The sequence below is a fragment of the Pseudomonas sp. GW821-FHT11G12 genome, assembly GCF_058808055.1.
Window position 1 is genome coordinate 396,175 of the sequence record NZ_JBXARH010000005.1, and the last position, 13,345, is coordinate 409,519.

Sequence of the window (13,345 nt, forward strand, 5' to 3'; positions counted from 1 at the left end):
GTACGCTCAGCTGGATAGAGTACTCGGCTACGAACCGAGCGGTCACAGGTTCGAATCCTGTCGAGTGCACCATTTAAGAGTTAGTTGCAGCAATGTAAGTAACTTGGCTTCAGCCAGTTGTGGTCTGGTCTAAAAACACAAAATGCACTCGTAGCTCAGCTGGATAGAGTACTCGGCTACGAACCGAGCGGTCACAGGTTCGAATCCTGTCGAGTGCACCATATACCAGAAAGCCCGCGTTTAACGCGGGATTTTTGCTGTCCGGGATTTGGCTTTTCCCGTCACGCATCCTTTCTCATCAAAATCGACTTGAGCACTGCGACCTCGCTTGAGGTCGTAACGATAGCTCGTTGCCGAATTGCGAATGCTGACCTTGTCGGGTTTGCCCAGGGCGCTTTCAACGTCCTGTTGGCTCATGCCGGCGATGATTCGTTGATTGATGATTGCTTCGCGCTTCTGTCGCGCGTCGATCAGATCTCCGCATTTGTCCTGGGTGCGCCCTACGACGGCCATTTCGCGTTTTCTGATATTCATACCGGATATTTCTTCGTGCCGGGCTTCGGGCATCAGTGCCACCGTGGAGCCAGGCGAATAGGGGCGTACTTCCTGAAGTGAAAGATGCTCATCGTTCGCGCAGCTCAGTGTCGTGAAGGTGAGGCTGCCGTCAGGGGCTTCGCAGCGATGAAGTGTCGTTGCGTTCCCTGTGGGTGGGAGGCAGAGCAGGGTGGTCAGCATGAATCGGGATGTTTTCGATGGCATTCGGCGTCCTCCATGACGTTCCTCCTCAAGCGTAGCCGGCAGTTTTTTCACCGCCGGTGTGTTTTCTTTTCAGGATGAGTCGTCGCAGTCTGAAGAGTCAGGACAGCGCTCAGGTTTGTCTCGCAAGCGCTTGTTTCAGCCTAGATTTTTAACGTTTAAAACCGTCAGGCGGTGTATCATTGCGCCCGTCAGCCCCGCCGGGGCTTATGGAAAACCTCCATGGACTTACCCAGTAGTTACTCAGTACCCCGTTTTACCAATCATGAATTGACTGATTGATCCTTCCGGCGTGCCCCGCTGCTGGGAGTGGAGTTCGCCTATGTCCGAAATCGAAGTAAAGAAAACACAGGAAAGCCTGCAGGATCGCCTGGCTCAGGTCGTTGAGCTGCTGCAGCGCCAACGGGTCGTCGAAGACCTGACTCACCGCCAGGAAGGCGCACATCATGACCGGGTCGAGAACCTGGTCCACCGGCAAAATCTCGTCGAGCTGCAACGCAAGCTCGATGATCTGCACTCCGCCGACGTTGCCTACATTCTTGAAGCCCTGCCGCTGGACGATCGTCTGACGCTCTGGCAGTTGGTCAAGGCTGATCGCGACGGCGACATTCTTCTCGAAGTATCCGACTCCGTCCGTGAAACGCTGATCGCCGACATGGACGATCACGAGCTCCTGGCTGCCGCCAAGGACATGGATGCCGACGAACTTGCTGACCTGGCCTCCGAGCTGCCGCGAGACGTCGTCCATGAGCTGATGGAGACCCTGGATCAGCAACAACGCGAGCGTGTGCGTTCGGCCCTTTCCTATGACGAGGAGCAGGTCGGTGCGCTGATGGACTTCGAGATGGTGACCATCCGTGAGGATGTCAGTCTTGAAGTGGTTCTGCGTTACCTGCGCCGCCTCAAAGAGCTGCCGGGCCATACCGACAAACTGTTCGTGGTCGATTACGACGGCGTGCTCAAGGGCGTGCTGCCGATCAAGCGTTTGCTGGTCAATGATCCGGAGAAACAGGTTTCCGAAGTGATGGCCAGCGATCCGGTGAGTTTCCACCCGGACGAAGACGCCTATGACGCTGCTCAGGCGTTCGAACGTTACGACTTGATCTCGGCCCCGGTGGTCGACAAGAACGGCAAGCTGATCGGCCGTCTGACCATCGACGAAATGGTCGACCTGATTCGTGAGGAGAGCGAAAGCGAAGTCCTCAACATGGCGGGTCTGCGTGAAGAGGAAGACATTTTCGCGTCGGTCTGGAAATCCCTGCGCAACCGTTGGGCGTGGCTGGCGATCAACCTGATCACGGCATTCGTTGCGTCGCGGGTGATCGGCCTGTTCGAGGGCTCGATCGAGAAGCTGGTGGCATTGGCGGCCCTGATGCCGATTGTGGCGGGCATTGGCGGTAACTCCGGCAACCAGACGATCACCATGATCGTTCGCGCCATGGCGCTCGATCAGGTCAGCACCGGCAACACGTCGCGCCTGATGCGCAAGGAGCTCGCCGTGGCGTTGATCAACGGCCTGGTCTGGGGCGGTGTGATCGGCGTGGTGGCTTACTTGCTGTATGGCAGTTGGTCGCTGGGCGTGGTGATGACGGCTGCCATGACGCTGAATCTTCTGCTGGCGGCGCTGATGGGGGTGTTGATCCCGATGACCCTGGCCAAGATGGGGCGAGACCCGGCAATGGGGGCCAGCGTGATGATCACGGCCATGACCGACAGTGGTGGCTTCTTCATCTTCCTGGGATTGGCGACGATATTCCTGCTCTGATTGTCCGTATCGAAACAGCCCGCCGATTGGCGGGCTTTTTTTCGTCCTTGAAAAACCCGAATAGCGGGCAAAAAAAAGCCAGCATTCATGCTGGCTTGAGATGTTCGGTTTGACTCAGGATGCGTCTGCGGCCATTTCGGCGTCGTGGGCGATCAGAGAAACCAGCGCGTTCTGCTGGCGATGGGAGAGTTGGCGGAAGCGTTGCAACAACTCGCGTTCGTGCAGCGAAAGCTCCGGGCTGTCGAGGCGCATGCTCAGCTCTTCGCCCAGTGCACCTTCCTGAATAAGACTCTGCTCAAGGCGCGCAATGATCTCGGAGTTCATGCTGCGATGATGATTGCGAGCCACCTCGGCAATGCGTTCACGCATTCCGTCTGGCAGACGTACGACGAACTTGTCAGCCGTACGGCTGGAATAAATTGCCTGTTTCAATGGGCGCATATATTTAACCGGTTAGTTCAGGGGAGCGGTTCTCGGGATTGGCCGCAGGATGAGTCGTAGGACAAGCATCCGCGCCAAATGGTTCAACCTGAATTGTTAAGAGGCTCGCATCATGCCTCAAAATTGCCAGATCATTGGCGTCAATTCTGTGACAAATATTGATCCGGGTAAAGGCGTAATGCCAGCACCAATTATCAGAAATGCGGACTGGTTTGAAAAGAATGCGTCGGCCCGTATCGCTGACCGCGTCCTGAAGCGCACGAACAGATGCCCGAAGACGTCAGACCGTGCATGCTATGCGGCTAGAATCCTTGTTCCTTACCTTGTACAGGATAGTGGCAAATGGCCGATTTACTAGGGGCAAATGCCCGCCGGAGGGCGTTTTCAGGATGGATGGCAGGCTGATTTATCTCATGGGGCCATCCGGTTCCGGCAAGGACAGTCTGATCGAGGCTGCGCGTGAGCCATTACGTGCGTTGAACTGCGAAGTGATGCGGCGGGTGATCACGCGTTCGGCTGAATCGGTGGGCGAGGATGCGATCGGTGTGACGCTGCAAGAGTTCGAACAGCGTCAGCGCGCCGGGGAATTTTCTCTCGCGTGGCAAGCCAACGGCCTCTCTTACGGAATTCCGGTGGAAATGGACCAATGGTTGAAAGCCGGGAAGCATGTGCTGGTCAACGGCTCTCGGGCGAACCTTCGACAAGCGCTGGAAGGCTACCCGACATTGGTGCCAGTGTTGCTGACGGTTCGGGATGATGTGTTGCGTGAGCGCTTGCTCAGGCGTGGCCGGGAGACGCTTGAACAGATCGATGCCAGGCTCGCTCGCAATGCGCTGTTCAAGGAAAGGCGTTCAACTGACATGACTGTGCATCTGATCGACAATTCGGGCGACCTGGCCGATGCCGTTGGTCACCTGTTGGATCTAATCAAGCTCAACGCAGTACCGGATCAAACTTGATCTTGCGCCCGGCAACCAGGGCCAGCGCAAACAGCACAGCGAAAACGCCGCAGCCAATCAGGGGCAAAGAGATTTCCGTCTCTTCGAACAGCGAGAAATGCAAAACACCGCTCAAGAAAGCGAGGATCAACAACCCCAGGGCGGATTTGGACATGCTGTACTCCGAAAATGATTCAAAACACCAGGCGTTCGGACATCGGTGTCGTCTGTGCCTGATCTGACTCGCTGACATCTTGCGCAACTCCGCCGCGCTGATCGCTCAGTACCGCCCATTGTGGCGCCTTCTGTACTTGCAGGTAATGCGGCATGCGCTGGGCTACTGCCTCACTGTGCTGGGGAACGAATTGAAACCCCACCAGAACCATCAGGGCGATTGCGTTGGCGAGCAAGAGGACGCGGTTCATGAGGCGGTTCTCCAGTTGTTCTTTTATAAGAACCGCTGAAGCAGCCGTCGTGCCACTAGTCTAACCGCTGCCAAGTCCTTTAAAAACAAGCATTTAGCAGGGTTTTTAGCAGGGCGTGGATTGCATTCTGCAATGATGGCTTTTTGGAGGGGTGCAAATTGCACGATAAAACGTCCGACTGCATTGCAGGGCGCCTGCCTACACTTAAAAAGCCTGCGGACGACATGACAAATCAGGGCCTGGCCGTTAACATGCACGCCGTCTGTCGCACCGACAGTCCTGTGTCTCAGTAGCTCAATTGGATAGAGCATCCCCCTCCTAAGGGGAAGGTTGGCAGTTCGAACCTGCCCTGGGACACCACACATTCAAAAGCCCCGCGCAGAGTGATCTGGCGGGGCTTTTTTGTGGCTCTCGGCGGCGCAGAATCAACTGCTAGAAAAGCTCGGCTCCGCGAGTACTGATCTCGGAACTGACCTGCGTCACATGTCGACGTCCTCTGACCGAGTAACTCTGCTCCGGATCCGTCGACCCCGGCTTGCGCAACATCAACTTTGCATACAGCCCGTCTTTATCGCCGTAACGCCCATACCAATTGATCAATCTTGCGATGTAGCACTCTTTGCCGATGATCACCGGCATATCGGTCACAGGTTCGTCTACGTAGTAGCCGGCACCATAGCTGTAGTAGGTATCGTCGCCTTCTCCCGATGCAGGAATGGGGCAGAGAGGGCCTTTATGCTCGCTCGGCTGCTGTGGTTTGCCAGCGTTCGATTTGGTCAACGCTTGGCTGAGCGTCTTTTGCAAACCTGGTTGAAGCTTGTAGGCGGTATTGTCGTTCTCGCGGTTTTGGTTGCGGGGCACGGTGAGTTGGTAGTCGTACCGAACCGTAATTGTTGGTATCTGACGATTGATCTTCAGGGGATTGATCAAGTACAGCTCATCAACACCGTATGAGCCATCGCGGAAGGCGAGATAGGTTCTCCCGTGAGACTTGATCCAGCTTGCCCATTGTTCGGCTCCGCGTTCACTAACGGAAAACAACGAGCTGCCAGCGCCTGATTCAGGATCATAAGGCGTCAATCGGCGAGTAAACCGCTCTCCATCACGGCGAAAGGTTTCATAGAACGTGAACAGGCCGGTGCCGCCGGTGTAGGTTGCAATGAGTAAGTCGCGTTGACCGTCACCGTCCAGATCCACAAGTGTGTAACTGGCCCGACCTTGCTCTGCATCTGCTTCGAGTCCTGATGCGGTCAGCGCCTTCCATTCATCCTGTGTGACACCCTTGGGAATGGTTTTGGGAAACAGTGTGTGATCCTCGGACGGGTCATCATTTGGATCGCCATCGAATGAGGTTTGACCCTTGCTGATCGTGAGAGAACCCAGCGCCCGTTCCAGGGCGAACTCCGGTTTGACCTTGGTCGCGGCGCGAATGCGTTGTTGCAGATCTTGCATGACCTGTTTGTCGGTGTCGTCAGGTTGATAGGCGACGGCGTCGATCCACTGCGCATGCAATCCTTCTATGCGATGTGAATAGCTCCGATTCAGGCAATCCACATCTTCGCCGCACGCTTCCCTTGTCTTCAGCCACTCGCGCTGGGCAGTCTTGATCCCGGCCTGTCCCGGCGCAATAGCCCTGATTAACCGCCCATAAATCGAGGCCATCTGCGCATCCAGCTCATACAGAGGCTTGTTCGCACAAATGGTGGTTTCCACAACACTCACAGCCTTTGTGCAGTCCATTCCGCGCGCCTGTGCCTGCTGGAAAAACAGCAGTGCACAGGCCGACACGATGTAGCGTCCTTTGATGTACACGATGAAAACCTTGAAGTAGGAGGGTGGGAGCAGGCGCGCAGGGTAATCGCTGTACAACGAATCTTGAAGCCCCGCTTCAAGAGAACCGTTGATCCGGCCGATAACCCGTTCGGTGACTTCAGAGTCGCACGAAATCGCTTGATAGCATTTGGCCGGCAGCTATCATCTGCGCGCCTGAAATTTGCCCTCGGTCCATCCTCTTCAATTGCCTGGAAATCCTCGATGCTGTCGTATCACCAAAAGAGTTTTCTGATCGTCGATGATTTCTCGGATTTCCGCAGTTCCGTACGCTCGATGTTGCGCGAGCTGGGCGTCAAGGACGTGGACACCGCCGACACCGGTGAGCAGGCGCTGAAAATGTGCGCGCAGAAGTCCTATCACTTCATCCTCCAGGACTTCCACCTCGGTGACGGCAAGAAAAACGGTCAGCAGGTGCTGGAAGACCTGATGGTGGACAAGCTGATCAGTCACGAAGCGGTGTTTGTGATGGTCACCGCCGAGACCAGTCAGGCGATGGTGCTCAGTGCCCTGGAGCACGAGCCGGATGCGTACCTGACCAAGCCGTTCAACCGCATCGGCCTGGCCCAGCGCCTGGAGCGTCTGGAGCAGCGCAAGACCCTGCTCAAGCCGATTCTGCAGGCCCTCGACCGTGGCAAACCGGTCGAAGTGCTCAACGCCTGTATCGCCCTGTGCAAACAGGACATCCGCTATTCGCCGCTGTGCCTGCGTTACCGCGCCGATGCCTTGCGCGACATGAATCAGAACGAAGCACTTGAGCGGCTGTATGACAGCATCATCGCCGACCGACCGCTGCCATGGGCATTTGCCGGTCTGGGCAAGTTGCTGTTCAAGCGCGGTCAGATTGCCCAGGCCAAAGGCGTGTATGAAAAAGCCCTGAAGGTATTCCCGATGATGCCGGCGCTGTACGACGGCATGGCGGATGTCCTGGTGGCTGAAGGCGATACCAAGGGCGCGCAACAGGTGCTGGAAGAGGCGATCCGTCTGTCGCCGCTGGCGGTACGTCGCCAGGCACTGCTCGGCAAACTGGCGATGGCCAACGAGGATTTCGACACGGCGTCGCGGGCCTACCGTCAGGCCGTGTCCCAAGGCGCGCAGTCGCGCTTCAAGGACCCGGAGAGCAATCTGGGCCTGGCCCATGCGCTGATCAGCAAGGGCAGCGAGAAAGGCCTCGATACCCGCACGCGACTGGAGATCAACACCACCCTCAGTGCCGTGGCCAAGGAAAACCCGACCGACCCCGGCCTGCAGATTCGTGCGCGTCTGATGAAGGCCACCAGTCTGCTGCTCAACGACGCCGAGACCGCCGAGAAACTCACCGAGCAAGCGCTGATGCGTCTCGACGGCATGGAGCAGTTCATGAGCCCCGAAGCCGCGCTGCTGGTCGCCAAGCAATTGCAGATGCTCGGCCAGGCCGAGGCGGGCACGTCGATGCTCAAGAGCTGCGCGGAAATCTACGGCGATGACCCGACGGTGATGAAAGACATCGCCAAGCTCACCGACGACCCGACTATTCTCAGCTCCAGCAATGCCGCCGCCGACCTCAACCGTCAGGGCGTGCGCGTGTACAAGACCGGCAACCTGGTGGAGGCCCGCGAGGTATTCCGCAAGGCGCTGAAGATGCAACCGAAGAACATCAGTATTGCGCTGAACATGGCGCAGTCGCTGCTGCACGGCACCGACACCAGTGTGCCGTCGGCGGAGCTGGAAGAATGTCGGGCCTGCCTGAAACTGGTGGGCATGATGCCCGACACCGACGCGCGTTATCCGCGTTATCAGAAGCTGAAAAGCAAGGCGTTTGGCGAATGAACCAAGACGAGCAGGCACTGGACTTTTCCACGGTGATTGCCTCCACCGTGCACGACATGAAGAACTCTCTGGCCATGCTGATGCAGGCTCACAGTCAATGGCTGGCGCGTCTGCCCGAGGCCCAGCGCAAGGTGCCGGAGCAGGGCGTGATCGACTTCGAATTCGCCCACCTCAACGGCATGCTGGTACAGCTGCTCGGGCTGTACAAGCTCGGCGTCAACCAGATGCCGTTGCAGCCGGCCTATCACGAGCTGGACGATTTCATCGAGGCGCAACTGGCGGCTCATCAAGAGGTTTTCGCCAGCCGTGGAATCATCGCCACATACGAAGTCGACCCGCTCAGCCCCCTGGGTTTCTTCGACCGGGAACTGATCGCCTCGGTGCTCGGCAACTGCATCAACAACGCGATCCGTTACGCCCGTGAATCGCTGCTGATCACCGTCAGCGACGAAGCCGGGCAGCTGGTTCTGAGCATCAATGACGATGGCCCCGGTTACCCGGTCGAGATGCTCGAGCGTCAGGCCGATTATGTGCAGGGCATCAATCACAGCAGCGGCAGTACCGGCCTCGGTCTGTACTTCGCCGGACGCATCGCGGCGCTGCATCAGCGCAACGGTGTCGGTGGCCGGACCGAGATCCGCAATGGCGGGCCGTTGGGTGGCGGTGTGTTCAGTATTTACCTGCCCTGAATCACGGATTCATCGACTCGAAGTCTTTTTGTTGGCCGCTGCTTGATATTCCGAACAGCTGAAGCCTATTTTGTCCGGGTCGCCGTTCGCGGCTCGCACAATAACAAGGATTGCGTCATGACAACCGATGGCCAGCGTTCACTCGCGCAGCGATTGACGGGCATTGATGAGATTGAATGTGTCACGCCGGATTTGAACGGCGTACCACGAGGCAAGGTAATGACCGCCGAGGGTTTCCTCGAAGGGCGGCGTTTGCAGATGGCCCGGGGGGTGCTGCTGCAATGCATCATGGGGGGCTATCCCGCTGCGCGGTTCTACGGCAGCGATGATGGCGACCTGGCGCTGGTGGCCGACCCTGCGCAAATCCATCCTCTACCGTGGAGCCAGGAGCCGCGCGCGCTGGCCATCTGTGATGCCGACGAACTGACCGGCGAAAGCTCCAACCTGTCGACCCGTGGCCAGCTCAAGAAAGTCATTGCTCGCTACGCAGCTCTCGGCCTGGCGCCGGTAGTGGCGACTGAACTCGAATTCTTTGTGTTCGCTCCGAACACTGACCCGACCCAACCGTTCCAGCCGCCAGTCGGTCTCGACGGTCGTCGCGAGGATGGTCATTCGGCGTTCAGCGTCAGTTCCAACAACGGTCTGCGACCGTTCTTCAGTGAAGTCTACAAATGCATGGCGGCCCTGGGCCTGCCGCGCGATACCTTCATGCACGAAATGGGCGTCAGCCAGTTCGAGATCAACCTGTTGCACGGTGATCCGCTGTTGCTGGCCGACCAGACCTTCCTGTTCAAGCACCTGCTCAAGGAAGTCGCGCTCAAGCATGGCCTGACCGTGGTCTGCATGGCCAAGCCGCTGGCGCACACGCCGGGCAGTTCGATGCACATTCACCAGAGCATCGTCGAAATCGGCAGCGGCAAGAATGTGTTCAGCGATGAGAACGGTCAGCCGACCGCGATGTTCCGCCACTTCATCGGCGGGCAGCAGGCGGGCATGGCCGACTTCACTGCGCTGTTTGCACCGAACGTCAATTCCTACCAGCGCCTGTGCCATCCCTTTGCGTCGCCGAACAATGCCTGCTGGTCTCACGACAACCGTGCTGCCGGCCTGCGGATCCCGGCCAGTTCGCCGGTTGCCCGTCGGGTTGAAAACCGTTTGCCGGGCGCCGATGCCAACCCTTACCTGGCGATTGCCGCGAGTCTGGCGGCCGGTCTGCACGGTATCGAACATGAGCTGGAGCCGAGCGCGCCGATCCAGGGTGAATTCGAAGTGCCGGACAATCTTTCGCTGCCGTGCACGATGCACGCTGCACTTGAGCGTCTGAAACGCAGCCAGTTGGCCAAGGAACTGTTCGGCAAGGAGTTCATCGAAGGCTACATCGCTTCGAAAACCATGGAGTTGACCAGTTTCTTTGATGAAATCACTCCCTGGGAACGGCGTGTTCTAGCCGCCCAGGCCTGACGAACTGTCGCCATCGGGCTATCGTTTGATAGCCCGATACTCACCGCAAGGAGCCGCTCGGAACGCCGATGCGCCAAATCTGGAAATCCTTTCGAGCGTTGTATTTCGCCTCGCTGATGATGTTGATCGGCTCGGGCCTTCTTTCTACTTATCTGGCTTTGCGTCTGGCGGCCGACCATGTCGACGGACTGTGGGTCGGTGCGTTGATGGCGGCCAACTATTTCGGTCTGGTGCTGGGCGGCAAGATCGGTCACCGGTTGATTGCCCGGGTCGGGCATATCCGCGCTTACTCGGCGTGTGCCGGGATCGTCGGCGCGGCGGTGCTCGGTCATGGTCTGGTGGACTGGTTGCCGGCCTGGCTGGTGCTGCGGACCATCGTCGGTCTCGGCATGATGTGCCAGTACATGGTGATCGAGAGCTGGCTGAACGAACAGGCTGACGCCAACCAGCGCGGCGTGGTGTTCAGCGGCTACATGATCGCCTCGTACCTGGGGCTGGTACTCGGTCAGCTGATTCTGGTCATGCACCCGGGGCTGGGCCTGGAACTGCTGATGCTGGTCGCCCTGTGTTTTGCTCTGTGTCTGGTGCCGGTGGCACTGACCCGGCGGATTCACCCGGCGCCGCTGCATCCGGCACCGATGGAGCCTCGCTTCTTCATCAAGCGCGTACCGCAGTCGTTGAGTACGGTACTCGGTGCCGGTTTGATCATCGGTTCGTTCTACGGTCTGGCGCCGCTCTATGCCTCGCAGCAGGGGTTGTCCACCGAGCAGGTCGGTCTGTTCATGGGTACCTGCATTTTCGCCGGGCTGCTGGTGCAGTGGCCGTTGGGTTGGCTCTCGGACCGCTATGACCGGGCCTTGCTGATCCGTTGCTTTGCCGGGTTTCTGGCCGTAGCCGCGTTGCCGCTGGCGATCCTGCCGCAGGTGCCACTGGAGGTCTTGTTCGGCGTCGGTTTCCTGTGCTCGCTGGTGCAGTTCTGCCTGTACCCGCTGGCCGTGGCGTTCTCCAACGACCATGTCGAAGGGGATCGGCGGGTCTCGCTGACGGCGATGCTCTTGGTGACCTACGGGGTCGGCGCCAGCATCGGGCCGTTGTTGGCCGGTGTGTTGATGAAAATGTTCGGTAGCCAGAGCCTGTATGCGTTCTTCAGCTTCTTCGCGCTGGTGCTGGTGTGGCGCATCCGGCCGAAAGCCGTGACCAATCTGCACCAGGTCGACGACGCACCGCTGCATCACGTGGCGATGCCGGACAGCATGTCCAGTTCGCCGCTGGTGGCCGCGCTCGATCCGCGGGTCGATGAGCAAGTGGTGCAGGAGCAGATGCAGAATAACGCCGCGCCTGAACCGGCACCTGAGTCTGCACCTGAATCTGAGTCACCTGTGGAGCCTGAGGCCGGCAACGACAATCCTGCGCCGGACATCAGCGGCGCCAGGCCTTGATTCTGAAAAAACACCAGGCATAAAAAACGGGCAGTCACCGCAAGGGACTGCCCGTTTTTCATGGTGCGTACGAATCAGAGATCGTCTTTGTCGAAACGCCGTGCTTCACGTTGCAGCTGATAGACGAAACGCTCGACGTTACGCGCCGCCGGGCCGCTGATGTTGTGAAAACGCAGGCCGGCGAAGGTGATGTTGAGTTTTTCTTCGAAGTGCAGGTAGCGCAGCTCGACCGATGTTGGCTGATTGCCGAACAGCGGCGGGGCGATCAGGCGATCGTAGACCTGGCCCAGTTGCAGGCGGTCGGTGATATCACCTTCAAAACGCAGCTTGCAGCCGGTGGCGGAAATATCCAGCAACTTGCCACCGATCGGCGACTTGAGCTTTTCGCCACCCAGTTCGACGCTGACCAGATCGGTCAGCTTCAGTGCCGCGCGAAAGGCGTTGCGGCGCTGGTGATAGACCACTTCGGTGGGCATCTCGCCAATGTAAAAGCGGTCACCGTCGGATTCCTTGATATCCAGCGTGCCGTTGCATTCCCAGGCAATGCGTACGCCTTCATGGAAACCTTCGACCTTGAACGGCTCGCCCGCCAGCAGGAAGCGTTCGCCATCGCGCGGGATCATTTCATCCAGGGCAATCGTGGCGGTATCCCGGTCAACCTTGATCAGGTAGCTCTGGAAGCGCTGGCTGCGTTCGTGAAAGGTGATGATCAGCGGATCGTGGCTCTCTTGCAGCTGGCGCAGGTTGCTGGAGATTTCCAGAGGCGTGGTGAGCACCTTTGGTGGCTGCGGAGAATCATCCGCGCTGAGGACGTTGGACACGTTAAATCAATCTCCAGACAAAATTTGACTACGGCTGGCCAGTATTTTGCCAGCATGTTTCGCGCGTTGATAGGGCGCAAGCATAGAAGAACGCATCACGCCTGACTGAGCGCGCGGGGTTTCTGCAGTTTGGAGAAGGTGCCACTGGCGTCATAGAGCGCGGGTGGCTCGCCGCCGGTGAGGATTTTCAGCTGATTGGCCGTGGCGGCCTGCTGAATCACGATCGACTGGCCATTTTTGGCATTGGTCGCCTGGCACTGGGCGATCAGATCGGTCAGAACGTCGCTCTGGGTCAGCAACTGCTCGCCGATGCTCGACTGGCTGGCCAGCTGTTCCAGGCCTTGACGGTCGAGCGACAGATTGAGGCTGGCGAGGATTTCGCTGCGTTTGCGGCCATGCTGCTCAAGCAGAATGATCAATGCCTGTTTGCGCGCCAGAATTTCTTCCAGCAGCGGCATGTCGCGACCGTGCAAGGCGAGGGACTCGGATTGCAGTAACTCCAGCAATTGTTGAGCTGGAGCAAAGTCGTCGGTGATCAGTTGCAATAAAGTAGTGTCGTGCATGGCTGGCCTTGGGTTTTAAGCGTCCAAAAGCCTGGCGCTGACCGAGGCCTAGCGCTGGGCTTCGAAGTTGAGCAGTTTGCTGGCTACACGGTTGCTGTCGACTTTATAGCTGCCATCGGCAATCGCTGCTTTCAACTCGGCCACGCGGGCTTTGTCGACGGCAGGCTGATCGCGCAGCTTGTCAGTGACCTTCTGCAACTGTTGAGCCTCATTGCTGAGGTGTACCGATTCCCCGCTTTTTGCGGTACTGGCCTGTTCGGCCGGGGTATTCAGCGTCGCGGAAGTACCGGTTTCGGCGGTTTCCTTAGGCGTGCTGGTACGTGTACTGCCCGTAAGTGACGAGGAGCTGTTCAAACGGCTGAAATCGATGACCATGTTAAAAACCTCTGGGAATTTGGACGCTTGCCA

Annotated in this window: 14 protein-coding genes and 2 tRNA genes; 8 read left to right on the forward strand and 8 right to left on the reverse strand. The window is 58.3% G+C overall.

The annotated features are described in order from the left end of the window. Positions 1-144: 144 nt before the first annotated feature. Positions 145-221 (forward strand) — tRNA-Arg (locus AC1RR7_RS18130). Between the two features lie 19 nt (positions 222-240). On the opposite strand, the gene AC1RR7_RS18135 is transcribed toward AC1RR7_RS18130, so the two are convergent. Beyond that, on the reverse strand, positions 241-759 hold the full coding sequence (locus AC1RR7_RS18135; protein WP_493158094.1) for a cell envelope protein SmpA: 519 nt from the start codon (positions 757-759) through the stop codon (positions 241-243). 319 nt (positions 760-1,078) lie between these two features. Here AC1RR7_RS18135 and mgtE point away from each other — a divergent pair, with 319 nt between their 5' ends. Further along, entirely contained in the window at positions 1,079-2,521 is a 1,443-nt protein-coding gene (mgtE, locus tag AC1RR7_RS18140) for a magnesium transporter (protein WP_085730362.1), read from the forward strand. Between the two features lie 114 nt (positions 2,522-2,635). Here the strand turns inward: mgtE and AC1RR7_RS18145 are convergent, their stop codons facing one another. Then, a complete protein-coding gene (locus tag AC1RR7_RS18145) occupies positions 2,636-2,962 on the reverse strand; it encodes an Arc family DNA-binding protein (RefSeq protein ID WP_003178899.1) in 327 nt (108 codons plus the stop codon). Positions 2,963-3,351: 389 nt separating this feature from the next. Between AC1RR7_RS18145 and phnN the strand changes: the two genes are divergently transcribed. Continuing rightward, positions 3,352-3,921, forward strand: coding sequence for a phosphonate metabolism protein/1,5-bisphosphokinase (PRPP-forming) PhnN (phnN, locus tag AC1RR7_RS18150; protein WP_493158095.1), 570 nt, complete (start codon positions 3,352-3,354; stop codon positions 3,919-3,921). Here phnN and AC1RR7_RS18155 read toward each other — a convergent pair. Together AC1RR7_RS18155 and AC1RR7_RS18160 are read right to left on the reverse strand one after the other, a co-directional pair. Continuing rightward, entirely contained in the window at positions 3,896-4,075 is a 180-nt protein-coding gene (locus AC1RR7_RS18155; RefSeq protein WP_249482435.1) for a PA3371 family protein, read from the reverse strand. The genes phnN and AC1RR7_RS18155 overlap by 26 nt on opposite strands. Before the next feature lie 19 nt (positions 4,076-4,094). Then, positions 4,095-4,325, reverse strand: a complete 231-nt coding sequence (locus AC1RR7_RS18160) for a hypothetical protein (protein WP_493065960.1) — start codon at positions 4,323-4,325, stop codon at positions 4,095-4,097. A 283-nt stretch (positions 4,326-4,608) separates the two neighbouring features. Here AC1RR7_RS18160 and AC1RR7_RS18165 point away from each other — a divergent pair. After that, a tRNA-Arg gene (locus AC1RR7_RS18165) sits at positions 4,609-4,685 on the forward strand. A gap of 72 nt (positions 4,686-4,757) precedes the next feature. Here AC1RR7_RS18165 and AC1RR7_RS18170 read toward each other — a convergent pair. Next, positions 4,758-6,137: a lysozyme inhibitor LprI family protein gene (locus tag AC1RR7_RS18170; RefSeq protein WP_493158096.1), complete on the reverse strand. Its 1,380-nt coding sequence runs from the start codon at positions 6,135-6,137 to the stop codon at positions 4,758-4,760. Positions 6,138-6,359: 222 nt separating this feature from the next. Here AC1RR7_RS18170 and AC1RR7_RS18175 point away from each other — a divergent pair, with 222 nt between their 5' ends. From AC1RR7_RS18175 to AC1RR7_RS18190, 4 genes are all read left to right on the forward strand, one after another. Next, complete coding sequence (locus AC1RR7_RS18175) at positions 6,360-7,964, forward strand: tetratricopeptide repeat-containing response regulator (RefSeq protein WP_192558748.1); 1,605 nt, start codon at positions 6,360-6,362, stop codon at positions 7,962-7,964. Then, positions 7,961-8,653 carry a sensor histidine kinase gene (locus AC1RR7_RS18180; protein ID WP_096818078.1) on the forward strand — a complete coding sequence of 231 codons (693 nt, stop codon included), beginning with the start codon at positions 7,961-7,963 and terminating at the stop codon, positions 8,651-8,653. The genes AC1RR7_RS18175 and AC1RR7_RS18180 overlap by 4 nt, the downstream gene beginning before the upstream one ends. 219 nt (positions 8,654-8,872) lie before the next feature. Beyond that, the gene (locus tag AC1RR7_RS18185) at positions 8,873-10,114 is read left to right on the forward strand and encodes a glutamine synthetase family protein (protein WP_173861370.1); all 1,242 of its coding nucleotides are present in this window, start codon (positions 8,873-8,875) and stop codon (positions 10,112-10,114) included. Between the two features lie 68 nt (positions 10,115-10,182). After that, on the forward strand, positions 10,183-11,553 hold the full coding sequence (locus tag AC1RR7_RS18190) for an MFS transporter (RefSeq protein WP_102621018.1): 1,371 nt from the start codon (positions 10,183-10,185) through the stop codon (positions 11,551-11,553). A 74-nt stretch (positions 11,554-11,627) separates the two neighbouring features. Here the strand turns inward: AC1RR7_RS18190 and AC1RR7_RS18195 are convergent, their stop codons facing one another. The 3 genes from AC1RR7_RS18195 to flgM form a co-directional block, all read right to left on the reverse strand. After that, positions 11,628-12,374, reverse strand: a complete 747-nt coding sequence (locus AC1RR7_RS18195; protein ID WP_096818072.1) for a flagellar brake protein — start codon at positions 12,372-12,374, stop codon at positions 11,628-11,630. 95 nt (positions 12,375-12,469) lie between these two features. Next, on the reverse strand, positions 12,470-12,937 hold the full coding sequence (locus AC1RR7_RS18200) for a flagella synthesis protein FlgN (protein ID WP_096818071.1): 468 nt from the start codon (positions 12,935-12,937) through the stop codon (positions 12,470-12,472). Positions 12,938-12,985: 48 nt separating this feature from the next. Then, positions 12,986-13,312 (reverse strand): flagellar biosynthesis anti-sigma factor FlgM, encoded by a 327-nt coding sequence (gene flgM, locus AC1RR7_RS18205; protein ID WP_096818069.1) that lies wholly within the window; start codon positions 13,310-13,312, stop codon positions 12,986-12,988. Positions 13,313-13,345 lie beyond the last annotated feature (33 nt).